General features: G+C 66.8%; 15 protein-coding genes. 11 read left to right on the forward strand and 4 right to left on the reverse strand.

Annotation, left to right across the window (positions count from 1 at the left end):
• Positions 1 to 211 precede the first annotated feature (211 nt).
• The 5 genes from NQ160_RS00225 (at position 212) to NQ160_RS00245 (ending at position 6,607) form a co-directional block, all read left to right on the forward strand.
• Complete coding sequence (locus NQ160_RS00225; RefSeq protein WP_257513210.1) at positions 212 to 1,726, forward strand: sugar transferase; 1,515 nt, start codon at positions 212 to 214, stop codon at positions 1,724 to 1,726.
• Positions 1,727 to 1,983: 257 nt separating this feature from the next.
• Entirely contained in the window at positions 1,984 to 3,108 is a 1,125-nt protein-coding gene (locus NQ160_RS00230) for a glycosyltransferase (RefSeq protein ID WP_257513211.1), read from the forward strand.
• Positions 3,109 to 3,143: 35 nt separating this feature from the next.
• Positions 3,144 to 4,226 (forward strand): glycosyltransferase, encoded by a 1,083-nt coding sequence (locus tag NQ160_RS00235; protein WP_257513212.1) that lies wholly within the window; start codon positions 3,144 to 3,146, stop codon positions 4,224 to 4,226.
• 298 nt (positions 4,227 to 4,524) lie between these two features.
• Positions 4,525 to 5,388 carry a hypothetical protein gene (locus NQ160_RS00240; RefSeq protein ID WP_257513213.1) on the forward strand — a complete coding sequence of 288 codons (864 nt, stop codon included), beginning with the start codon at positions 4,525 to 4,527 and terminating at the stop codon, positions 5,386 to 5,388.
• A 7-nt stretch (positions 5,389 to 5,395) separates the two neighbouring features.
• Positions 5,396 to 6,607 (forward strand): hypothetical protein, encoded by a 1,212-nt coding sequence (locus tag NQ160_RS00245; RefSeq protein WP_257513214.1) that lies wholly within the window; start codon positions 5,396 to 5,398, stop codon positions 6,605 to 6,607.
• A gap of 371 nt (positions 6,608 to 6,978) precedes the next feature.
• Here NQ160_RS00245 and NQ160_RS00250 read toward each other — a convergent pair whose 3' ends face one another.
• Both NQ160_RS00250 and NQ160_RS00255 read right to left on the reverse strand, forming a co-directional pair.
• The gene (locus NQ160_RS00250) at positions 6,979 to 8,061 is read right to left on the reverse strand and encodes an acyltransferase family protein (protein ID WP_257513215.1); all 1,083 of its coding nucleotides are present in this window, start codon (positions 8,059 to 8,061) and stop codon (positions 6,979 to 6,981) included.
• A gap of 27 nt (positions 8,062 to 8,088) precedes the next feature.
• Positions 8,089 to 9,453, reverse strand: a complete 1,365-nt coding sequence (locus NQ160_RS00255) for an O-antigen ligase family protein (RefSeq protein ID WP_257513216.1) — start codon at positions 9,451 to 9,453, stop codon at positions 8,089 to 8,091.
• A gap of 451 nt (positions 9,454 to 9,904) precedes the next feature.
• Between NQ160_RS00255 and NQ160_RS00260 the strand changes: the two genes are divergently transcribed.
• From NQ160_RS00260 to NQ160_RS00275, 4 genes are all read left to right on the forward strand, one after another.
• Positions 9,905 to 11,215, forward strand: coding sequence for a UDP-glucose dehydrogenase family protein (locus tag NQ160_RS00260; protein ID WP_257513217.1), 1,311 nt, complete (start codon positions 9,905 to 9,907; stop codon positions 11,213 to 11,215).
• Between the two features lie 185 nt (positions 11,216 to 11,400).
• On the forward strand, positions 11,401 to 12,180 hold the full coding sequence (locus NQ160_RS00265) for a cohesin domain-containing protein (protein ID WP_257513218.1): 780 nt from the start codon (positions 11,401 to 11,403) through the stop codon (positions 12,178 to 12,180).
• Between the two features lie 92 nt (positions 12,181 to 12,272).
• Entirely contained in the window at positions 12,273 to 14,093 is a 1,821-nt protein-coding gene (locus NQ160_RS00270; protein WP_257513219.1) for an amidase family protein, read from the forward strand.
• Between the two features lie 110 nt (positions 14,094 to 14,203).
• Positions 14,204 to 14,689: a hypothetical protein gene (locus NQ160_RS00275; protein ID WP_257513220.1), complete on the forward strand. Its 486-nt coding sequence runs from the start codon at positions 14,204 to 14,206 to the stop codon at positions 14,687 to 14,689.
• Here the strand turns inward: NQ160_RS00275 and NQ160_RS00280 are convergent.
• A complete protein-coding gene (locus tag NQ160_RS00280) occupies positions 14,686 to 15,135 on the reverse strand; it encodes an adenylyltransferase/cytidyltransferase family protein (protein ID WP_257513221.1) in 450 nt (149 codons plus the stop codon). The genes NQ160_RS00275 and NQ160_RS00280 overlap by 4 nt on opposite strands.
• Before the next feature lie 329 nt (positions 15,136 to 15,464).
• Here NQ160_RS00280 and NQ160_RS00285 point away from each other — a divergent pair, with 329 nt between their 5' ends.
• On the forward strand, positions 15,465 to 16,976 hold the full coding sequence (locus NQ160_RS00285) for a sugar transferase (protein ID WP_257513222.1): 1,512 nt from the start codon (positions 15,465 to 15,467) through the stop codon (positions 16,974 to 16,976).
• Complete coding sequence (locus tag NQ160_RS00290) at positions 16,976 to 18,289, forward strand: glycosyltransferase (RefSeq protein WP_257513223.1); 1,314 nt, start codon at positions 16,976 to 16,978, stop codon at positions 18,287 to 18,289. Before NQ160_RS00285 ends, NQ160_RS00290 begins: the two co-directional genes overlap by 1 nt.
• Before the next feature lie 76 nt (positions 18,290 to 18,365).
• Here the strand turns inward: NQ160_RS00290 and NQ160_RS00295 are convergent, their stop codons facing one another.
• Positions 18,366 to 24,170 carry a LamG-like jellyroll fold domain-containing protein gene (locus NQ160_RS00295; protein ID WP_257513224.1) on the reverse strand — a complete coding sequence of 1,935 codons (5,805 nt, stop codon included), beginning with the start codon at positions 24,168 to 24,170 and terminating at the stop codon, positions 18,366 to 18,368.
• Positions 24,171 to 24,252 lie beyond the last annotated feature (82 nt).

Here is a 24,252-nt window from a genome sequence, read left to right on the forward strand (position 1 = left end):
AGGACAACGGCGATGGTCGTCGAAACCCAGAATCTTCCCGTGCGGATGAGGGGGGTCTCTCGGTCTCGGGTCACCGCCACAGTCTAGGCGCTGTCTCTGAGCACGCTTTTGTTTGACTATGCTTAAAATCGGGGAGAAGTGTGAAGCCCCGGTGTGCGACGACGGCTCTCACGGGCCGCTCACCGCTTCCCGAGCACGGGGTGACAAAGCCATGACGACCACGTATTCAGAAACCCGCGAAGAGGCCGCTGCCGGTGTGACCGCGCCGCCAGACAGTGTGACGTCGCCGAACGAATGGTGGTCTTCTTACTCGAAGCGCCTTGTGATCAGCGATTTCGTCGTGCTGGTTGTCGTCGTCTTCGGCACACAGGTTCTCTGGTTCGGCCTCGGGAACGCCGAAGTTGCGATACGAGCCGACGCGCGCATCTCGGAGTTCTCGTATTGGCTGTTCTCGGCGGGGCTCGTCGTGGCATGGATGTGGGCGCTTCGGCTAATCGACTCCCGCAACCATCGGGTGATCGGCACCGGCACGATGGAATACCGCCGAGTCTTTGATGCCAGCGTGAGGCTTTTCGGATTCATCGCCATCTGTTGCTTCCTACTTCGCATCGACGTGGCGCGAGGCTTTCTGCTGATCAGTCTTCCCCTGGGCGTCGTGACCCTCGTACTGGAACGCTGGTTCTGGCGACGCTGGATCAACCGGCGCCGTCGCCGTGGCGAATACTGCGCGCGCGTGCTGCTCGTGGGCTCAGAGCAGAGCGTCGCTCACATCGCGCATGAACTCCAGCGCACACCCGAGGCTGGGTACTTGGTGGTGGGCGCCTGTGTACCGACAGGAATGGTCGCGGACAGCATTCCGGGAACAAACATCCCGATCATGGGCTCCGTCGATACCATCACCGGCGCTCTGGAGGCCACGGGCGCCGACACCGTGGCTGTCACAAGCACAGACGATTTGCCGCCGTCAAAGGTGAAAGAGATCTCTTGGAGCCTGGAAGCCGGCCGGCAGCATCTCGTGCTGGCGCCCAGCATCGTGGACATCGCTGGCCCCCGGCTCCACACGCGACCTGTCGCCGGCCTCCCGCTCATCCACGTCGAGACGCCCCGTTTCAGCCGCGGTCAGCTCTTCGCCAAGCGGATGATGGATCTGACCCTCAGCATCGGCGGCCTGATCATGCTGAGCCCCTTGCTGCTGGCCCTCGCGGTCGTGGTCAAAACGTCCTCACCAGGTTCCATTCTCTTCCGTCAGACCCGCGTCGGACTTGGGGGGCGCGAGTTCACCATGTTGAAGTTCCGGACGATGGTCGCGAACGCCGAGGAATTGCTGCCGAGTCTTGCTGTGCAATCACGCGATGTTGGCAACGAGGTGCTCTTCAAGATGACGAACGATCCGAGGGTCACCCGCGCGGGTCGTACCATGCGGCGCTTCAGTCTCGACGAACTACCTCAGTTGCTGAATGTAGTCGCCGGCTCGATGTCGCTCGTCGGCCCTCGCCCACCGCTTCCGAGCGAGGTGGAGAAATACGCGGAGCACGTCCACCGGCGTTTCCTCGCAAAGCCCGGAATCACAGGCGCCTGGCAAGTCAGCGGCCGCTCAACACTCTCCTGGGAAGATTCCGTGCGGTTGGACCTGTCGTACGTGGAGAATTGGAATGTCTTCGCAGACGTCGTAATACTACTCAGGACCGTCCGTGCGGTCTTCGCGCCCGGCCACACTGCCCACTGAGGCATGGAGAACATTGCAGAGCAGCATCGCCGACGCGCGTGGCGCCCACAATATTCGCACTCGTGCCGAGTGCGGCTGGCTCCCATCTTTATGATTCGCATACCTCCCGCAAACCGATCGCCGCGCCGAAAGTTCGCGCTCAGCGCCAACTTCCCGACCCCGGAATCGGTAATAGCCGCGAGCACAGATCAGCCGCCTTGGCGTCCGGTCCACGGGGTTTCCCGCGCCCACCCATTCTCAAGAAAACGGAGCACCCGATGCCTTCAGTTGCGATAATCGGAACACGGGGGTACCCGAGTTACTACGGAGGGTTCGAAACGGCCGTCCGGCGGCTCGCGCCCCATCTCGCCGAGTCCGGCTGGGACGTAGTCGTCTACGGTCGACCCGGCGCGACGTCACCCGAAGACGCTAACCGCGACCCCAGGGTGACTTCGGTACAAACGCGCGGCATCGAGTCGAAGTCCCTGTCCACACTGAGCTATGGATACACTGCGACCCGCGATGCAGTGCGCCGGGCAGTCGATGTAGCCCTCGTCATGAATGTTGCGAACGGGTATTGGCTGAAGCGGCTCGACCGAGCAGGCATTCCCACGCTCGTAAACGTCGATGGGATCGAATGGGACCGCGAAAAATGGAACGTTCTGGCGAAACGAGCGTTCAAGCTGGGCGCACACCTGACTGCTAAGCACGCGGACAAGCTTGTGTTTGACGCCGAGGCGATTGGGGCACGGTGGCGCGCGGAGTTCGGGCGAGATGGCGTATTTCTCCCCTACGGCGGTGACACAAGTGCACCTCGCCCATCTCCGATGGGCCTCAAGCGAAGAAGTTACGTTCTCGTGGTTGCACGATTTGTACCGGAGAACACGATTGCCCAGTTCTTCGAGGCCGTGCCGCAGATCCAACGGTTCGCACCAGTCGTCATAGTCGGTTCTAGCGGCTACGGCGGAGAGTTCGATGATCGCGCCCGGGCATTGGGCGACGAGTACGCTGGCGTGAGGTGGCTCGGGCACGTCCGCGACGACGCACTGCTTGAGGCGCTCTGGCAGAACGCCGGCGTGTATTTCCACGGTCATTCGGTAGGTGGAACCAACCCCGCCCTCGTGCAGGCCATGGCGTCCGGCGCACCGATCGTTGCGCGGGATACCGTATACAACCGAGAAGTGTTGAACGATCCCACGCAGCTTTGCGAACCGCAAGCGAGGTCCATCGAGCTGGCCATCGAAGCCATGCTACGAGACTCCGAGCGCCAAGAAGCAGCGGCTGATCGGAACGTTGCTCGCGCTCGCAACCAATATTCGTGGGCGGACATCTGCGCGGGGTACGAGAGCGCCCTGTGGGCTCTGCTCAACACCCGCGCGCGCCAGACCGCGAGCCAGTCATGAGGGATAATTCCATATACTCGCTAGTAGCCGCGCCGATGCACGGTCAGGCAAAACTGGTCAACGAAGGTTATCGAACCCGCGACGGCCACCTAATCGAGTGGTTCGGAAAGTTGCTCCAGGGCCACGGCCCGGTGGCAGTTGTGTCACGCCCCGAGCCGGTGGGTTTCACACCCAGATATGACGGCTCGCGGATCGCGGAGAACACACGGCCGGTCGACTCTCGCTCGTGGCGTATACCCAATCCGGTCAATCGTCGCCAGTGGTGGGCACGATCTGCGCGTTCCTATCCCCCCATCAAGGCTTTCGGCGATGCCCCCGTAATCACCTGGAATCCTTTCTTCGTTCAGCGGCAACTGCCAGCCCCGCCGAGTAACCGCAGAACCGCCCTGGATCTTCTCGATGATTGGACTATCCACTTTGCCTTCGCGAAGGTGCGGCGTGAGGTCGACATGGCCTACCGAGCGGCCTTCGATCGTGTCGACCTTGTGTTTGCGAACTCGGAGGGTACCCTCGATCTCGCTCATCGGTACGGGCGCTCGGACGCGACATTGCTGCTGAACGGAACCGACCCGGAACGGTTTACGACCCGTAGCCACGCGCAGGGCCCACTGACCGTTGGCTACGTGGGCAAAATCGGCAAGCGTCTGGACCTAGAGTTGGTCGTGCAAGTGGCCACTGCTTTCCCTCGTTGGCGCTTCGTGTTCGCAGGTCCGGTACTTGATCGTGAATACAAGGCGCCACTCGAGGCCCTCCCCAATGTGGATCTATTAGGCGACGTGCACTATGACGCTGTTCCGGGACTGCTGGAGACGTTTGATCTGGGCTGGGTGCCTCATCGCCTCGGCGCAGGAGAAGTCGGCGGCGATGTCATCAAGACGTACGAGTACCGTGCCGCTGGCCTGCCCGTGCTGACAACTCCCATCGGCGGAGTAGCGGATAGAGGACTCACGAACGTCGCTGTCATCCCGGCATCGGAGCACGAGTCTTGGCTTCGCGCAGCCGGTGCGGGTGCCGACCGACTGCCGAGGGTCGCAGAGAACTTACCTGACGAAATGACGTGGAGCCATAAGGCAGACACCATTCTCCGCGCCCTGCGAGTGCCAGCCAATGCGGCGTGAGAGCCCAGCAGACCTCATCGTCGTCCTCGCGGCCTCTCTGCGATCAAACGCGCTAGGACGAGCCACCACCCTGGCCACTATTGCGCCTGCCGATGCGGTGGAAGTGTGGGGCCCGAAGACGCGCCGACCGTGGACAGTCCCGATCAATGGGGTCACGGTACATGGAAAGTCCCGCGCTCAAGTCAGGACTGCTACCCGAGAACTTGCGCAGCGGGCCGACCGCGGCGAGAAGATTGCTTTTTGGGTCTCCAAAGGGTTCCCTTGGGCAGCTTCTCTAGTGCGCAATCTCCCCGCTTCGGTGCGCGTCATCGCCGATTTTGATGACGACGATGTGTCCCTGGCGGAAGAGTTTAGGCAGCAATCGCTTATGAACCGGGCGAAACTGCATCCGGGCCGCGAGGGATCGCCAGGCAGGCTTCGGCGATCCCAACGGGCACTCCTCAATTCCGCGGGGGGCCACACATTCTCGAGCGACCTGTTGGCGAGCCGATTCGGTTTTTCCGACCGGTATCTCCGCGTTCCTCACGCCCGCGAACTGCCGCAGGCCAACGTACTGCCAGACCGCATTGTCGCTGGCGACACGATTACAGTGGGGTTCCTCGGGACAATGCGGTCACACAAGGGGCTCCCCGAGATCCTTCGTGCCCTCCGCGCGGACCCGACACTGCGGTTTGTGACCTTCCGTCAACCAGGCCTCACTGTGCCCCCCGATCTCGCCGAGCGTTGGCGCGAACTTGACCCAGCTACACCGTTGGGCACTGCCTACAGCATGATCTCCGTTGCCCTGGTCCCGATGGACCCAGCGAGTCGCGGCGCGTGCGCGCAGCTGCCAGCAAAAGCCATCGACGCCGCCATGTTCGGAAAGACCATTGTCGGGACGCCGACCCCGGTCATGCGGGAATACTTCGATCATCGCGCGATATGGCTCGAGGACTGGGCGACCCTTGGCGACACGCTCCGAGCCGCGACCGCGAGCGGGATACTTCAACAACACGCAACGGCCATGCGGTCCCTCGCCGAAGAGACATTCACGACCGATGTTGTGCGGACTGCCGTCGCGACGTACCTAGAAGACGTCTTCGAGCGAACCGGGAGGGGCGAAAACCCGCGCCGCCCCACCGCGAGACGGGTAATACCGCGCGCTGGCCAGCCGAGAGAGTAACCCAGCGATGCGCCTTCTCAGATTTCTGGGTTTTGTGGCCATACCCGCGTTCGCCGCGGTTACGCCCCTCATAGGATTGCCCGCCCTGACATCGGTCTACGGCTCTGAGGGATGGTCATCCGTTGCCGTCGGTCAGGCCACGGGAATGATCGGGGCGGCCTTCATCGAACTGGGTTGGGCTTGGAACGGTCCAATGCGCGTGGCACGGGCGCGTGGCAATGCTCGCCTGCGGATCCTGTCCCTCGCACTATTAACACGTTTGCGATCCCTGGCGGTGATCGGCCCGGTTGCCGGTGCTGTCGCGTTCCTTCTATCGCCTGCTGACCCCTGGTCCGCTGCTACGGTCGCACTGGGTAGCTCGATGATCGGGATGTCTCAAGTCTGGTACTTCATCGGCACCGGGCGACCTTGGCGCGCGGTCCTGCTCGACGGTGTTCCGCGAGTGGCGCTGGTCTGTGCGGCGGCGCTACTCCTCCTGGCGGGATCGCCGCTGTGGACGTATGGCGTCGTCGCTTTCGTGACGCCCTCTATCGTGTCGGTGATCGCTGGTCTACTTACAGAGCGCGTACGGATCAGCCACCTGATGGGGTTCTCGAGCAGACGAATAAGCGCAGCGATTGGCGCGCAGTTCCGCGCGGCTCTTGCACGTGGGCTGAGCGCGGGCTACATGTCCCTACCCGTCCTCATCCTCGCTTCGGTCACTGGCGTGTACCAGCTCGGCGTATTCGCGGCGGGAGATCGAGTGTCCCGCATGATCCTCTCCGGGCTGGCAGCGATCCCGAACGGGTTTCAGGGATGGGTCGGGAAAGCTGCGACCCGTGACGAGCGACTCAAACGTGCTAACCGCGCAATCTTCGTGAACATCGGCGTCGGCGTGACCGTCGGCATCGGTTCCGGGGCCGTGCTGCCCGCCGCGACAGGTTTCGTCTTCAGCGGGACAGCCACGGTGAACCCCACAGAGGCGGCACTCCTCGGCTCGCTGATCGCCATAGTCGTAACCTCGCGCGCGGTAGGCGGAATCGGCCTCGTTACTGTCGGAGCACAGAGAACACTGCTGTCCAGTTCCGTCGTGGGGCTAGTGGTCGGCGTGCCTTTGGTGGCGGTGTTGGGCGTATGGGGTGGAGCTCTCGGCGGCTTCATCGCGATTCTCACCGCGGAGCTGGTAGTACTGGCGGCGCAGCTGATTGGGTATCTCCGTGAAACAAAGCGCGCACACTGAGACGCAAGCACATGACCGGCTATCCCTGCGCCCGATTACTCCCCCGCCTTTCCAATCGCACCACGAAAGCGTCTGCCTTCCATGCACATGGCGGCAGTAGCAACGAGAGTCCGCCACCGCGCGAGATGCGATCAGCCACGCAGCCGCTCCAACTCGTTAGCCACCGACACAGCACAGCGCGCCAGTCGCGGCGTGTATCAAAGCGCGGCGTCGCCACATCACCGCACGAGCCGACGCGGACGGATTGCGGTAGCTAGCCATTCACCCGCCCTGAGTGCGGCCTCTCGCGTGCTTTGACGCCGACCGGCACACCAACGACTATTCAGCCTGGGTGATGTTGTCACGCTTGCGGCCAGGCGACCAGATCGCCACTAATGCGTACTGACCGATCGGGACGACGCGTTAGCGCGCCGTCGCTTCGTGATCCTAATGCCTAGGTTCTGCGCAGGCTTTCCAACGAACCGGTGAACGAGGTAACCGGCTGCGATGGAAAGGGGGACTCCGAGGAGCACGATGCCCCATCCCGAAACCCCCAACCGGGCGAGGGCGAGGAGCACGATGGCATGCGCCAGGTACAACTCATAACTGATGTCCCCCAGCCAAAGGAGCAACTTCGGCATCCGAAGATTACGCATCAGATAAAAAGCTAGGAACAACGCCCCGCCGAGCAAGTACGAGATATTGAAGTTCCCCGCGGTCCAGACGCTCGAGGGGAACGCTTCGGGATCGCCCTGCAAGACCCAGCCGAGAGCCGGGACTACGACGATGAAAGCAACTGTGTACGGGATCCACGCTCTGCTACCCGTCGTATCCCTGAGGTAGACAGCCATCCCAACCGAAGCGGTGAAGATCACCAGCGGAGCGATTGCCGAGAAATCGTACGGAGTCAGCCGGGTCATAATAGCGAGGACTGCGAACAACACCAGCCATAGCCAGCCCAGGTGCACCGAAAGCTTGGGCTTGATCCAGGCTTTCGTAAGCGACTGCTGTCCGTAAAACACAAGCTCGTTTCCCAGCGTCCAGGTCGGCCACAAGAATGAGGCCACGCCAACGAATCCCTGGATCATCAACAAATTGAAAATAACGTTGACGAAGGTAATCGTGTAACGCTCGTCCCATATGGGGAAATTGACGAGCATGTAGCCGATCACGCAGACCCAGTAGACCGGGAAGAGGCGAAAGAAACGCCGAGTCCAGAAAACTGTAATGGTTTGACGCGAAAGACTAAATGCGACAACGTAACCGCTTACGAGGAAGAAGGCGATGATGCCGATGCGGCCAAGGTTCACCACCAGTTGCCCACCGCCATCGGAAAAGTGGGCCGCCTCGATCGAGTGACCAATTACGACGATGAATGACGCAAGTCCACGGATCGCATCGAGAAACGTGATTCGACCATTTCCCCGATGCGACGCTTTTTCGGTCTCGGTGTTCAGGTTTTGCGTTCCGGTCACGGAGAGTAACCGTAGCAGGCAGACTCGTCAGATCTGTTGCGCTGCTGCACCTCTCGTTACGCTCTTCAGCTTCTCAGATCCCGCGGCTCCGCGCCGCGGATCTAGCGCTAGCCCCACGTACATGAAGATTAGGAGGCTCGGCGGCAGGGTCTCAATCGAAGATCCCGTGAGCCCCATCCCCAGGGAAACCCCCAGCATGCCGATAGCGGCGGGAGTGTACTGACTCCCGCGCGGCAGCCGACGGACAATGGCGATGATCAGGGTCACCCAAAGCACCAGGCCGATCAGCCCTCCCTCGACTGCGATCTTCAGGATCACGTTGTGTGAGGTCACGTGCTCGCCGGTTATGAACGCTGGCCCGAGAGTGTCGCCTGCTGAACCTGCGCCCCATCCAAAAATGGGCGACTGGGCGAACAGTGCCAGGCCTTCTGCGTAGCCGGGGAAACGCCCGAGGAAGCGGGTATCGGAACCAAACTCCGCGATCGACCCCACGATCGCCAGGGCTTCGCGGCTTACAGACGACAAAGCGACGACACCAATAATCGCAGCGAGTCCGATGCCGGTAGCGCGCCGCACTGCCTTGCCCGCGGTGGGCGATGCCAGGACCATGAGCCCCACCGCGACGGCGAGCGCGACGTACGCGGTGCGAACAAGGGAGAGGTACACGGCGGCGCCGCCAACGGCGATCGTAATGGCGGCAAAGGCGCGTTGCGAGCTGAAGCGTGCGATTCCCCAAACCACGAGTACGAGCCCCGCGACTGCCGCGTGGAACGGCCCTGCGAAGATGCCCTGCAAGCGACTGACCCCGCCGAGCAGGGCGGTGTATCCATCCGCGTTGCGCTCAACCAGCGAGCTCTCCAGCCCCGGGAAGTATAGGAACAGTGCGATAGATACCGCCACGGCCACGCAGAGAAGGCCGATAAGGGTGCGCTCCACGGACCGGATGTACTGGCGCGCCACGGCGACACCGAGCACCAAACCAGCGAGACAGAACACGGTCTTCCGGAAGCCGAGGAGCCCTGTGTCAAGCGATGGCACATTCGCGTGGAAAATCAAGAGCGCCCAATACCCCACGGCGAGCGTGGCCCAGAGGACGACGCCGGGCGCGCGGCGCTCAGCCGCGGGGGCAGCTAGCCAGGCCAGGTATCCGACCAGCAGAGCAAGCCCCTGGAACAGCACGGAAACGGATGTCGGCAGGAGGCTGCCGAAGATGATCGCCGCGAGCAAGATCGTGATCCACTTAGGAGTCGCCTCGGGTCGCGCCGGGATGATGAGCCAGACGACGCCAACAATTAGCAGACCGAACAGCATGTTCTCTAACGAGAGCATGACCACGCCGAACACCAATACCACGGCAGCCGCGCCGGTCCACAACGAGTGCCGGTTGATCACGATCGCCTCGACCCAGCACGCGCTGCCAATGCGCCATGCGCGGACTTTGCCTCGCCGCACCCGCGGCCGAAGATCGAGGACCGACGTGTGCGCGGGACCACGTCACCCCAGTCAGTTAGCCCGGGTGCGGGGTCCGTGGTCGCCATGATCAGCAAGCATATTGGAGCGAGTCAGATTATCGTTCCATCGAGCATTTCGGCGAGCAGAAAGATTCCGCTTAGCCGCTCGCTTGCCTTTTCGGCGTAACGCTCCGCGGTTCAACGAGTCAATATGACGACGAACCCCAACTCCGATCGACGCCCTCCAGCGCCGTCACTCGACTTGGTGGTGGAATCACAGTCTCGGGTTTCGTCTGGTCGGTCAGTTGAGCGCCACTCTGGTAGGAAAGGAGTGTCGAGAGGGCAGCATCCGGCACCCCCTCGCTACCACCGCACCCGTACTGAGGAGCCCCATGCGTCTGTCTGTCATCGGCTGCGGTTACCTCGGTGCGGTCCACGCCGCGGCGATGGTGTCGATCGGCCATGAGGTGGTCGGGGTCGATGTCGACGCGCGCAAGATCGAATCGCTGTCTGCCGGCGAGGCGCCGTTCTTCGAGCCGGAGCTGCAGGCGCTGCTGACCGAGGGGATCGTGTCGGGGCGGTTGCGGTTCACCACCGACATGGCCCAGGCCCACGGCGCGACCGTGCACTTCATCGGTGTCGGCACCCCGCAGCAGAAGGACGGATACGCCGCCGACCTCACCTACGTCAACGCCGCCGTCGACGCCCTGATCCCCCACCTCTCCCCCGGCGACATCGTCGCCGGCAAGTCCACCGTCCCGGTGGGCACCGCCGCGACCCTCGCGGAGCGTGTCACGCCGACGGGGGCGACGCTGGTGTGGAACCCGGAGTTCCTGCGCGAAGGGTTCGCGGTGAAGGACACCATCGACCCCGACCGGCTCGTCGCCGGCGTCCCCGCAGGTCCCGACGGGGAACGCGCCGCGGATCTGCTGCGGGAGGTGTACCACCCGTCGGTGACCAAGGGCACCCCGTTCATCGTCACCGACTACGCCACCGCCGAGCTCGTCAAGGTCGCCGCCAACGCGTTCCTGGCCACCAAGATCAGCTTCATCAACGCGATGGCCGAGATCGCCGAAGTCACCGGCGCCGACGTCACCACCCTCGCCGACGCCATCGGCCACGACGCCCGCATCGGCCGCCGCTTCCTCGGCGCCGGCATCGGATTCGGCGGCGGGTGCCTCCCCAAAGACATCCGCGCGTTCGCCGCCCGCGCCGAAGAACTCGGCCGCGGCGAATCCGTCACGTTCCTGCGTGAGATGGACGCGATCAACATGCGCCGCCGCGACCGCGCCGTCGACCTCGTCGTGCAATCCCTCGGCGGGTCGGTGTTCAAGAAGAACGTCACCGTGCTGGGGGCGGCGTTCAAACCCCACTCCGACGACATCCGCGACTCCCCCGCCCTCGACGTCGCCGTGCGCCTGCACGGTCTGGGCGCCTGGGTCACCGTCACCGACCCCGAAGCCATCGACAACGCCCGCAACCGGCACCCGCAGCTGAACTACGTCGAAGACCGCGACGAAGCCCTCCGTGGCGCCGACGCTGTCATCGTCGTCACCGAATGGGACGAATACCGTCGCCAGCTGTCTCCCGAGCACGCCGCATCGCTCGTCACCGGCCGCGTGATCATCGACGGCCGCAACTGCCTCGACGCCACCGCCTGGCGCGCCGCCGGGTGGGAGTACCGCGGCATGGGTCGGCCGTAGGGACGGGCGTTTCGTCACGCTTCGCTCGCTCAACGACCGCGGGACGACAACCCGGCGAAACACGCGGAAACGACCGCGAAATCTGGCACTGAAAGAGTCCTGACAACCCCCTAGGGACGCGCCGGCGCGACAAGCGCCGCGTGCGTGCGTCGGCAGTCCTCCACCGAGGAAGGACCTGCTTTCGCATGCCTGAAACCACCCTCCCCGCGCGACCACGTCGCGCACGAACCCGAGCGCTCGCGCTACTGACCGCGGCCCTCGCGGTCTTCGGCGGCTCGCTCGCCGTGGCTCCCGCCGCCCACGCGGCCACCGGCGTCACCGTCACCACCCCCGGGGCGGCCACCGCGGGCGACACCGTCACCGTGACGGTCGCCGCCGACGCCGGTGCCGACCTCTTCGCCTACGACCTCACGCTCGGGTACGACCCCGCCCTGCTGGCCTTCGCCCCGGGCAGCGAAACCTATCCCACCGGCGGATACGGCGCGGCCACCGAATCGCCCGGCACCGTCACGTTCACGAGCACACGCCTCGGCACCTCGCCCGGGCTGACCGGACCGCACGACCTCGTCACCTTCTCGTTCACCGCCCTCACCTCGGGCGCGGCGACGATCAGCCTCGACGCCGCCACTTTCCTCGACTCGGCGAGCGCGGCGCAGTCGCTGCCGCAGCCCGTGACCGCGACGGTCGAGATCGCCGCGGCACCGGTGACGCCCACTCCCACCCCCGCTCCGGGCGCTCCGGGCACTCCGGGCTCTCCAGGCACCCCGAGCGCCGGGATGCCGGCCGCGGGCGCGGGCGCAGCCGATGGCGCGGCATCCGACCCCGCCGACAGCGCGGCAGGGTCGCTGGCGGGCACCGGTGGCGACATCGTGATGTGGATCGTCGCGGGCGCCGCGGGCATCGCCCTGCTCGCGCTCGGCGTGGTGCTGATGGTGCGGCGTCGCCGTGGGGAGGTCGCGCTGTGACTGCGGGTGTGGCGTTTCGTCTCGGGCGCACAGCGCCCTCGCTCGACGACCGGAAAGCCAACGACCGGGGGGTCAACCATCGGAAGGGAAACATGAACACCAAGCGCACACGCGGAGTGCTCGCCACCGCCGCCGTGCTGGGCACCGTCGGCGCCATGGGCGTGAGCCTGCCGGCATCCGCCGTCGCCCCGAGTACGGCGCCGCTGCTGGCGCCGTACTTCACGGAGCTCGACCTCACCGACGACAGCCAGGTGACCACCGCCGACCTCGACGTCGCGGCATCCGCCCTCGGACTCACGAGCGGCGCGGAGGGCTGGGCTGAGGTCGCCGTCATCGATACGAACGCCGACGGCACCATCACGGTCGCGGACCTCGCCGACCTCGCGCAGCGGATGATCTACGACGACGGCCCGTTCGAGCTCGTCGAGGCCTCGGTGCTCGACATGCAGGCTGCCATGAACGCCGGGGTCACGACCTCGGTCGAGATCACCCAGACCTATATCGACCGCATCGCGGCATATGACGACGTCAAGATCGACCCCGCCGCCGACGGACGCCCACTCAACTCGATCATCACGGTCGGCGAAGCCACGGCGCTCGAGGCTGCGGCCGCGGCCGACGCGGTGCGCGCCGCCGACGGCATGACGAGCATGCTGCTGGGTGTGCCGGTCGCGGTGAAGGACAACTACAACACGGTCGACATGGTCACCACCGCCGGCTGCGGATGCTGGGACGACAACCAGACCGCCACCGACGCATTCATGGTCGCGGGTCTCCGCGACGCTGGCGCCGTCATCCTGGCCAAGGCAAGCCTCGACGAGTTCGCGTTCGGTTTCGAATCGCAGTTCTCGTCGTTCCAGCCGGCCGGCGAGCGCACCTACGTGGCAAGCCCCTACGCCACGACGCGCACTGCGGGCGGTTCCAGCGGCGGCACGGGCGCCGCGATCTCGGCGAACCTGGCCGGCATCGGCTTCGGCACCGACACCGGCGGATCGATCCGCGTGCCCTCCTCATACAACCAGCTCGTCGGCGTGCGTCCGACGGTGGGGCTGGCCAGCCGCGACGGCATCGTTCCGCTCGCGCTCAGCCAGGACACCGGCGGCCCCATGACCCGCAGCGTCCTCGACGCGGCGGTGGCGCTGGACGCGGTCGTCGGCATCGACGAAGCGGATGCCGCCACCTCGCGGCAGCAGGGACTCGTGCCGGCCTCGTACACGCAGCTGCTCGCCACCAACGCGCTCGATGGCGCCCGCATCGGGTACGTCGCGTCGATGATCCCGACCGACCCGACCACGGCGCGCCTCTGGGCCGAGACCAAGGCGCAGTTCGAACAGCTCGGTGCCGAGGTCGTGGAGGTGCCCACCTCCGACGCTTTGAACACCGTGCTGCGCGAGGGCAGCGGCAGCACCAACGAGTTCAAGCGCGACCTCAACGAGTACATCGCCACCCACCTGAGCTCCGACGTCACCTCGCGCAGCCTCGACGCGATCCTCGAGGGCGGCAAGTTCGTGCCCGAGCGCCGCCGCAGCTACGAGCAGCGCAACGCGATCACCGAGGAGACGTACCAGGCGTGGGCGGGCCCCAACGGCACGCACACCACCGTGCTCGCCGACGGCAAGACGCTCGTCACCGGCATGCTCGACTCGATGGACCTCGACGCCCTGGTCTACCCCTCGGGCACGCCCTACGGCACCCACAGCACCAACCTGCGCCTCAGCCCCAACACCGGCATGCCGTCGGTGACGGTGCCGATGGGACAGGCCATCGCGGGCGAGCAGATCCCCGGCGCCAACGTCAACATCGAGTTCCTCGGTCGCGACTTCGCCGAGGGCACGCTGCTGGGGCTCGCCTACGCCTTCGAGCAGGCGACGCACCACCGCACCGCGCCGGCGCTCTACCCGCCGCTGGGCTGACCCGGTAGGCGCCCCGCGGCATCCATCGCCTGAGGCGAGGATGCCGCGGGGGGGGGATGTCGCTGGGCGTGCCGAGGAAGTACCCCCCCCCCGAACGCCGAAGGACCGATGTGAGCCCCCCACGAACCGCGCGCACCCTGCGCTGGACGGACGTCTGTGCGGTCGCCGTGGCGACCGCCGCGCTCGCGGCCATGGGCTTGGTCGCCTGGACCGGCGTCATCACCCCGAGTTCGCTCGCTGTCCTCACCACGGTGCTGGCCGGGCTCTGGCTGGTTTCGCTGGTGCTTTCCGGCGCCAGCTCACCCGGGACCCTCTCCTCCGGGTCGACGGGCGCCGTGCGCGCGATCATGGCGACCCTGTATCCGTTCGCCGCCGTAACTGTCTACGCACTCGCCGCTGGGCTCAATGCACTGCTGACCCCTCTCGCCGTGGCGCTCATCCTCGGCATGTCCTTCGTGCTCATCCCCCGCGCGCTGCTCCGCGCCGGCCGCGCCGGCGGTTCATCCGTCGCCCGAGCGCGGGCGCTGATCGACGACGTCACGGCGGGGGGCGCACGGACCGAAGCCGCGGACACGCATACGTCGCGCGAAGGCTAGGCCGGCTCGCGCAGGGCTTCCGCCATGCGAATCGCAGCGTCGAGCGCCTGGCGCAACTGGGTACTGGAGGTGTGAGCGGTGTACGGGAAATAGATCACCTCGACACCCACCGCCGCGAACTCGCGCTCGAGCACCTCGCCTTTCGGAGTGCCTCGCCAGTCATCACCCTTGAAGAAGTGCGTGAAGCGCAGCTCCTGCCACGTCTGCAGCTTGTCCGGGATCGTCTCGATGTGCACCTCATCGACATAGTCGACGTGCTGGACGATCTCCGCTCGCTCCGCCGTGGGGATGAACGACGTCAAGCCCTTGGTTTCCCGCAGCATCTCGTCGCTCACCACCCCGGCGATGAGGTGATCGCACTGCTCGCGCGCATGCCGAAGGATGTTCAGATGTCCGACGTGGAACAAGTCGAACGCTCCCGCGGCATAGCCGATCCGCTGTGTCATGGCGCCCCCCAAAAACGCATGTCACACGCTCCCGGCCCCACCCGGGTGACGCGATTTCCCCAAGAGTCGGCAATCCCCAGGCCGACTGACGTTGACAGTACACCGCCGCCGCCAGAAAAGGAAAGCGGCATCTCCGACGAGCCCCCGGGAGGAATGCGCCTTCCCTCAGCCCCCGAGGTGGTGTATGAATTGGGGAGGAAGCACGTCTGGGGACGTGCTCTCATTTGGGGAAGCGGCCTGGGGGCCACATTGTTCCTTTGGGGGGGAGCATTCATGCGCGCCAAAATCACATTCGTCATATTTGCGCCGGCGATCAAGGCGGCTACGCGGTGACCTCGCTGGATGGGCGCTCAGCCGCATCCAGCGACGTCGATGACTCGGGCCAGCCTGCCCGGTCGCCGCGTCGCCAGCCGAGCCTGCAGCTTCGGCGACAGCGTGAGCGCAGTCAGGTCCTGCGGCTGTGGCTGACCGACACCGCGGTGATCATCGCCGCGGTGTCGGCTTCAGCCATCGCCCAGACGCAGCTCCCGGCGGGCGCGCCCAGCGCCTTGACGCCGCTGCATGCCGCGCTCGTGGCCGCGGCGACGGTCGCGGTCTGGCTGCTGACGCTCGGCTTGTTCGGCGCGCACGAAGCGCGGGTCATGGGGTCCGGGTCGGCGGAGTACAAGCGCGTCGCCAACGCCACCGGCGTTGCGTTCGGCGTGCTGGCACTGGTGTTCGAGGTCGTCCAGTGGACGGGACTGCGTGGCCAGGTGCTCATGGCGCTGCCCGTCGGGCTGGTCACGCTGCTGCTGGCCCGGTGGCGCTGGCGCACCTGGCTGCGACAGCAACGTCGCAATGGCGCCTACACCGCGCGCACCCTCGTCGTGGGGCGCCGACGCGATGTCGAGTTCGTCATCGGCCAGCTTGCCGCGGGCACCGACAACTACCTCATCGCCGGCGTCGTCCTCACCGATGGACCCGACCGCGGGCCGATCGTCCTCGGCGACCGGATGTTCCGAGTCATGCCCAGTGAAGACATCGCGCTGGCGGCCCGTGAGGAGCGCGCCGACACCATCGTCATCGCCAGCATGCCCGACGACGACCCGCAGTTCGTGCGCACCCTCAGCTGGCAGCTCGAAGGCACCGCCGCCGAACTGATCCTCTCCAGCCGCATCGCCGATATCGCGGGCCCGCGCATCAGGCTGAGCCCCATCGACGGGCTGCCCTTGATCCACGTGAAGGTGCCGGTGTTCGAAGGCCCCGCCCATACCTTGAAGCGGCTGTTGGACCTGTCCGTCAGCTCTGCTGCGTGCGTGGCCGTGGCTCTGATCACGCCGTTCATCGCGCTCGCGATCCGTCTGGACTCGCGCGGCCCGGTGTTCTTCCGGCAGCAGCGTGTGGGTCGCGACGGCCACGAGTTCACCATGTACAAGTTCCGCTCCATGTCGGACACAGCCGAGCAGGAACTCGACGAGCTGCTCACCGCCAATCAGGGCGCCGGCGTGATGTTCAAGATGAAGTCGGACCCGCGGGTCACCCGCGTGGGCAAGGTGCTGCGCAAATACTCGCTGGATGAGCTGCCGCAGTTCTTCAACGTCCTCAAAGGCGATATGAGCATCTCCGGTCCTCGTCCGCCGCTGCCTTCAGAGGTGCGCAACTACGAAGGACGCGTCTTCCGCCGTCTGTACATCAAGCCCGGCATCACGGGGCTGTGGCAGGTGAGCGGACGCAGCGACCTCTCCTGGGAGGAGAGCGTGACGCTCGACCTGCGCTACGTGGAGAACTGGTCGGTCGCACTCGACCTCACCATCATGTGGCGCACCGTGAAAGTCATGTTCCGCCCGGTGGGGGCGTACTGATGCTCGGCCGCGAGCGCGACCCGCATCAGCGGGGCAGCGTGCTGTTCGTGGGAATCAACTACGCACCCGAGCCGACCGGCATCAGTCCCTATACGACGGGCATGGCCGAAGGACTGGCTGCCCGAGGGTGGAAAGTGGGGGCGCTGACGTCCTATCCGCATTACCCATGGTGGACGGTGCCCGCTGAGCACGACTCGCTGCCCGCCGTCTCGGACGTGCGCGGTGTGCGGCTGAGGCGACTGCGGCACTACATCCCGCGCCACCCCGACAGTCTGCGCCGCGCGCTGTTCGAAGTCGCCTTCGGGGTGCGCGCCGTGTGCAGCCATTGGGGGCGTCCGGATGCCATTGTGGCGGTGTCGCCGGCTCTGCTCGCTTCACGCCTGGTCGCCCTTCGCGCGCGCATGCAGCGCATCCCGGTGATCACCTGGGTGCAGGACATCTACGCGCTCGGCGTGACGGAGACCGGCGGCGGCACCGGGGCGCGGGCGATCGCCGCGATCGAACGGGATCTCGCGCAGTCCTCGCAGCGCGTGGTGGTGATCCACCATCGCTTCCGCCGCATGATGCGCGACGATCTGGGCGTGACTCAGCCCATCGACGTCGTCCGCAACTGGTCGCACGTACCCGATATGGACGGGCGGCACCGTGCCGAGACGCGCAGACGCCTCGGCTGGGCCGACGACGAGATGATCGTGCTGCACGCCGGCGCGATGGGAGCCAAGCAGGGCCTCGAGAATGTGATCGAGGCGGCGCGGATCGGCGCCGCCTCGGGGTCGGCGGTGCGGTTCGTGCTGCTGGGCGACGGCAGCCAACGGGCGGCGTTGCAGGCGGCACCGGGATCGGACGCGGTGACCTTCATCGACCCACTGCCGGACGACGAGTTCTACGCTGCGCTGTCGGCCGCCGACGCCCTACTGGTGAACGAGCGTCCCGGGCTCACCGAGATGTCGGTGCCGAGCAAGCTGACCACCTACTTCGCCACCGGTTTGCCGGTCATCGCCGCTGTCGATCTGTCGAGCACGACATACGGCGAAATCGACGCCGCCGACGCCGGACCGATCGTGCCCGCCGGAGATCCTGTGGCGCTGGTCGCCGCCGCGGAGGCCATCTGCGCGGACCCCGTGCGGGCCGCTCGCCACGGCAAGGCGGCGAGGGCCTACCGCGATCGACTCTTGACGGCCGAGGCCGCCATCAGCGAATTCGAGAACGTGCTCGCGCGGACTCTCGACGCCGCGCGGCCCGAGCGAGCCCGCCAGGAGATCGTCCCCGGCGAGGCCCTCGCCGCGGCGACTGATACCCACTCTGCGATCTGACCGCACCAAGCAAGAACCCCTTCGCTTCGGCGAAGGGGTTCTTGCTTGGTGGGCGGCGGCCTGTGCCGACCCGGCGTCAGCCGGTCACGTAGGTGAAGGTGAGCGTCGGTCGGTGCGCGGCTGTGGTCGCTTCCCGGGAGAAGATCCGCAGGTTGTCCGCGGTGGCGGTCGCAATGCGGATCGTGACCGTCTGACCCGAGAGCGCCCCCAGCTGGGCCGCGTTCAGCGCCACGCTGTAGGACGTGTTGAGCGCGGTCGCGCCGGTGAGAGTGCCCAGCGCGGTGGCGCCCGCGGTCTGCGTCGGACGTGTGTTCCACGTGACCGTGTTCTCGGTCCAGTCGCCGTTCATCAGGAAGACTTCGTGCGCCGTCGCGGAGGCCGCCGTCGGATCGGTCGTCGTGCGGTAGTTCAGCTGCACCGAGCTGAACGATGCTCCCGCAGGAAGCTCCGGCACCGTCAGCCGCAACAGGCTCTGCTGTCCCGAGTCACCCCGGGACGCCAACTGGTTGTTGGCTCCGAAGTTCTGCGTCGGCTGCGTGGCATACACTGCGGCATCCGCCTGCACCGGCACGGTCGTCGTCACGGTCTGCGGCTGGGCGACGACCACGGCCGACACCGCTGCCGTCGGTGCGCTGAGATTCCCCGCTGCGTCGCGCGCGACCACTTTGTAGAAGTACGTACCCGGCGCGAGACCGGAATCGGCGTGGGCGGCGCTGGCCGTCTCGGCGATGCGGCTGCTCGCATCAGCGACGAAGTCCGCAGAGGCACCTCGGTGCACCGTGTAGCCGGTGACCGCGATGTCGTCGGAGGACGCCGCCCAGTCAAGCTGCACACCGGCGCCCGTGACCCTCGCCGTCGGAACGCCAGGCGTCGTGGGCGCGGTGGTGTCGGGAGCGGAAACGGTCGCCGACACCTCGTCAGACGCCGGACCGGCGTTACCTGCAGCGTCGAAGGCCACCACTCGGTAGTGGTAGGCGCCCGGCGCCAGTCCGCCGTCGATGTACGCGAGGTCGGTGACCTGCGCGATGCGCGAGGCCTGACCCACGGCGAAGCCTGCCGCGCCGCCCCGGTACACCTCGTACCGCACCACGCCGACGTTGTCGGCCGCGGCCTGCCAGGTGATCTGCACGGCATCCGCCCTCGCGGTGGCCTGTGCCCCCACAGGCGCCGTCGGCGAAACCGTGTCGGGCCCGGACAACGGGGTGAACTCCAGCACGAGCACCGGCCGGTATCCGGCGTTCGCGGCCTCGGACGACCACAGGCGCACGTTGTCGGTACCCACGGCCCCCGAAAGGCGCAGCGTCCGTGTGCCGCCCAGCGCCCCGGACAGGGCTCCCGGCGAGAGCTGCGCGGTGTATGCGGTGTTGACGGCCGGCGCCGGCGGCAGCGTTCCCAGCGCTGTGCCAGTGCCCGTCGGGCGGGTGTTCCACGTCACAGCCGCCTCGCTCCACGTGCCGGTCAGCAGGTCGATGGCATGGGAGTCCACAGAGCCGGCGCTCGCGTCCGTCGACGTGCGCACGCGCAGCGTGGCCGCGCTCAACGAGGTCCCGGCGGGAGCCGCCGGCAGCGCGAACGAGAGGAAGGACTGTTGCCCCGGGGCTGCGCCACGCGCGGAGAGCTGCGTGTTCGCACCGTAGTTCGCCGTCGGCATCGACTGCAGCACCATGGCGTCCTCGAGCGCGTTGAGCGTCACCACCACCGGCGCGGCGGCAGCGATCGTCACCGCAACGGATGCCGGACTGCTGACGTTGCCCGCGGCATCCACGGCCACCACCTTGTAGTGACTCGTCCCCGCCGGTCGATTCTCATCGACGTACGACGCGGTGGTCACCTCGGCCAGCAGCGACTGCGCGCTGGGGACGAAGTCCGCGGTGGTGCCACGGTGCACGGCGTAGCCGCGCACCCCCACGTCGTCCGTCGCCGCCCCCCACGCGAGGGTGATGTCATCTCCCTCGGCGGTGCCGGTGAGGTTGCGCGGTGCCGTGGGCGCAGTCACATCGGTCACCGACACCGACACCACGGCGCTCGGCGCGCCGGCATTGCCCGCGGCGTCGCGCGCCACGACCCGGTAATGCCAGGTGCCGGGTGCGAGCGCCTCGTCGACGAAGCGGGTACCCTCGGTACCGCCCACCAGTGTCCCGGGCGTCGGAGAGAAGTCCGGCTGGGCGGAGCGGTGCACGTCATAGCCGGCAACCGCACGATCGTCGGTGGACGGGCGCCACGACAGCGAGACATCGGCGCCGTCCGCCGCGGCTTCCACACCGGCGGGCTCGGACGGTGCCGTCGTGTCCGGCGCAAGGATCGTCACCTCGACGGCATCCGACGGCGCACTCACGTTGCCCGCGGCATCGCGTGCGATCACCTTGTAGTGGTAGGTACCAGGCGTGAGCGGAGAGTCGACGTAGGGCGAGGTCTCCGTTTCTCCCACGAGCGTCTGGACCGTCGGCGTGAAGTCGGCGTCGGCGCCGCGATGCACGTCGTAGGCGACCACGCCGACATCGTCGGCGGACCCCCGCCACGTCACCGTTGCGGCGGCGTTGCCGGTCGTCGTCCCGCTGACCTCGCTCGGAGCGCTCGGCGCGGTGGTGTCGGCGATCGCCACAGCGACAGCCTCGGACGACGGGCCGACGTTCCCGGACGCGTCCACAGCGGTGACCTTGTAATAGGTCGTTCCCGGCATGGCGAACGTGTCCAGGAAGGCGGTGCCGGTGCTGCGTCCCACCAGGGCGTCTTCGCCGACGGCGAAGTCGGCGGAATCACCGCGATACACCGAGTACGACGCCACGCCGCGGTTATCCTGCGCGGCAGCCCATGTCACGGACACGCCCTCGTCCGTCGTGGTCGCTGCCAACGCCGTGGGCGCCGTGGGCGCCACGTCGTCGTCCATTCCGGTCAGGAAGTGCGAGCGGAGCGTGTCGGCATCGAGCGTTGCCGGGTAGATCGCGAACTCATCGAGCGTGGCATCGAGGTAGAAGCTGCTGGGCTGCCCCGGCCAGCCGGAGAGATTGCCCCCGCCGACCCGCCACAGACCGGCGCCCGTCTCGCCACCGGTCACAGAACTGGAGGCGACGAGCTCGCCGTCGACGTAGAGCTTGCGCCCGGATGCGTCGAGCACGGTGGCCGCGTGGTGCCACTGACCGTCGTTGTACGAGGCCGGAGACTGCACGGTGGCGGCGGAGCCGATCCACGAGCCCCACACCAGCTGGCCCTGGTCGGTCATGTAGAGGTGCTTGTCGTAGGCGTTGCCGTTGCCGGTAGGCGTGTTCTCGAAGCCGAAGAGCTTGCCCCCGGCCGTGCTGGTCGTCTGGAACCAGATCTCACCGGTCATCGCGGCGCTCGGACCCGTCGCCTGGGTCATGCTCACCGTCGACGATATGTCGCCGGCGACCCGCACGCTGCGTCCCGCCACGACGCCGGTGTCCTGGCTGACGGCGCCGGTGTTGTAGGCGCCGTCGGCCGTTCCGAAGAGCGACGCGTCGCGCACCGTGCCGTCCGTTTCATCGAACCGCCAGTACAGGCTGGGGTCGGCTGCGAACACTGCCGCGCCATATGCGTCTGCCGGCGCATCGTTGAGATCCAACTCGCGTCCGGCCGCCAGGTAATGACGGGCGACGTCGGCCGCGGGCAGCGCGCCGGAGTAGATGGCGACCTCGTCGATGAGTCCGTTGAAGAAGTTGCTCGTGGGGCGGTTCGGCCATCCGTTGAGCTGATCGCCGCCCACACGCCAGACACCCCAGTACGCCTGCGCGTTGGTGGTGGGGTTGGCCGCCACACGCAGCCCGTCTACGTAAAGCGCCATGCCGCTCGCGCCCTGCGTCGCGACCACGTGGTGCCACTGCCCGTCGTTGAGCGGCTGCGGCGAGCTGATCGTCGTCGCCCCCCCGGTGTAAACCCCGAACGAGATGCGCCCGTCGTTGTGCATATAGAGATGACGGTCGTAGCTGCCGCTGAGGCTGGGCGCGTTCGAGCCGGTGCGCGGTCGGCCGGTGCCGAATCCGAGCATCTTGCCACCCGAGGTGGTCGTGGTGTTGATCCACATCTCGAGGGAGTACACGTTCGGCCCGAGGCGCAGCTGGTCGGTCACGGCGTAGTCGTCGACGCCGTCGAAGCTGAGAGAGCCGGTGGTGGCGGGGATCGCGCTGGCCCCGGTGCCCGCGCCGCCCTCGAAGAGCATCGCCGGCGTGGCATCCACCCGTGTCTCGGTCCCGGCGACGTCTTGCACCCAGCTGCCTTGGACGGTGCCGTCCCAGTAGGTGGAGGCCCCGCCCGCGCGGATCTGCGACGCGTAGTCGGTCGCCTCGCCGCGGGCGGTCGCCGACACGGCCGACGACCTCGGCGAGGTGTTCGTGCCGTCGGTCGCCTCGACGCGGTACGTGTAGGTCGTCCCGGGCCTGACGTCACGGTCGACGAAGGTCACCTGCGGCCGCTCCCACCACAGCGAGCGTGAGACACCCGACCAGATCGGGGTCGTGGAGTTGTTGCGGTAGATGCGGTAGGTGAGGTGGCTGTCGTCGGCATCCACCACGCTGCGGAAGCGCACCTGAATGCCGCCGTCGCTGATCGCCTGGGCGCTGGCGGAAGGCGTGGGCGGGTTGCCGGTGTCCTGCGGTCCGAAGCGCGTCAATCCCTGCTGTCCGCCGCCGTTGATACGGGTGAAGTCGCCGCCGGACCAGAGGAACTGCTGCCCCGTGGTTGCGCCCGTGGCCACGACCAGAGCGCGGGGGCCGATGCCCTCCCCGATGCCGTCGTTGCCGAGCGGCAGCCAGCCGAGGATCTCCATGCTGTCGGGGTTCTGCGCCATGAAGTAGCGGCGGATGCCGTCGTTGAACGCGTTGATGCCGCTGCAGTCGTGCGCATGGCTGGCGGAGTACAGCGTGCCGCCGTACATCACGAGTGCCTGGGTCGCCCCCAGGCAGGTGTCGCGCCAGACCTGGTCGCCGGTCTCCCAGGAGAACGCCGCCTTGCCGTCGAAGACGCCGGAGCCCGTGCCTTCATTGCCGATGTAGAACTTGCCGTCGCCGCCGTCGATGATCGCCTTGGTGATCGACGTGTCGGGGATGAACCCCCGCGGGTAGGTGCGCAGCACCGTCCCGCCCGCACCCGTCGGGCCGGAGGCTCCGCTGACGAGGGCGATGGAATGCGAGTACTGCCCGTTGATCTCGAACATGTCGCCGCCGATGGCGACCTTGGCACCGTCCGGCGACACCGCGATCGCCCGCCCCTGGCCCACCTCCGGGGGCAGGTCGGTGCGGGTGCGCACCGCATCTGCGACCCAGTCGAGCAGCGCACCCGTGGTCGCGTCGAAGGCCGCGTAGGAACGTCGGACCTGGGTGCCGACGGAATTGAACAGGCCGCCCACGTACAGCACGGAGTCCTTGAGCGTGAGCGCGCTGACCGTCGACGACGGGCTGGGCGCCCGGAAGGGCAGCACGGTGCACGTCTGCACGTTCAGCGCCGCCACCCGCGACACCGTGACTCCGCCGACGTTGGAGAAGTTTCCGCCGATGTAGACGGTCGAGCCATCCGGGCTCGCCGTGATCGCCCGCACGGTCGGGGTTCCCCCGGACAGCGAGACCGCGAACTGGCAGCTGTCCGGCTCGCCCGTCTCCGCGTTGAAGATCGCCAACGCGTTGCGACTGCGAACGGCATCGGCGCGACCCTCGGGTGGCCGGATCTGCGAGAAGGTGCCGCCGGCGATCACCTTGCCGCTGGCCGCCCCGAGTGCGTACACCGTCCCGTTGGTCTGCCACGTCGACTGATTCTCGGCAGAGAACGACACCCCCGGAGACAGCGCGCTGGCCGGTGTCAGCACCTGCGCCGCCCCCATGCCGATGACCATGGCCAAGATGGCAGCGCAGGCCGCCGTGATTCGTGTGCGCACGAAGATGTCCCCAGAACGTTGCGCACCCTCGCGGGTGCTCCCCCAGAATCGCGACCCCCGTCGCTTTTCCCCAGCGCCCAGC

The organism is Microbacterium sp. zg.Y909 (genome assembly GCF_024626565.1).

Bases quoted from the DNA above. Each gene is read 5' to 3' on its own strand.
- NQ160_RS00225 (WP_257513210.1), top strand. From the start codon at position 212: ATGACGACCACGTATTCAGAAACCCGCGAAGAGGCCGCTGCCGGTGTG.
- NQ160_RS00230 (WP_257513211.1), top strand. From the start codon at position 1,984: ATGCCTTCAGTTGCGATAATCGGAACACGGGGGTACCCGAGTTACTAC.
- NQ160_RS00235 (WP_257513212.1), top strand. From the start codon at position 3,144: ATGCACGGTCAGGCAAAACTGGTCAACGAAGGTTATCGAACCCGCGAC.
- NQ160_RS00245 (WP_257513214.1), top strand. From the start codon at position 5,396: ATGCGCCTTCTCAGATTTCTGGGTTTTGTGGCCATACCCGCGTTCGCC.
- NQ160_RS00260 (WP_257513217.1), top strand. From the start codon at position 9,905: ATGCGTCTGTCTGTCATCGGCTGCGGTTACCTCGGTGCGGTCCACGCC.
- NQ160_RS00265 (WP_257513218.1), top strand. From the start codon at position 11,401: ATGCCTGAAACCACCCTCCCCGCGCGACCACGTCGCGCACGAACCCGA.
- NQ160_RS00270 (WP_257513219.1), top strand. From the start codon at position 12,273: ATGAACACCAAGCGCACACGCGGAGTGCTCGCCACCGCCGCCGTGCTG.
- NQ160_RS00280 (WP_257513221.1), bottom strand. From the start codon at position 15,135: ATGACACAGCGGATCGGCTATGCCGCGGGAGCGTTCGACTTGTTCCAC.
- NQ160_RS00290 (WP_257513223.1), top strand. From the start codon at position 16,976: ATGCTCGGCCGCGAGCGCGACCCGCATCAGCGGGGCAGCGTGCTGTTC.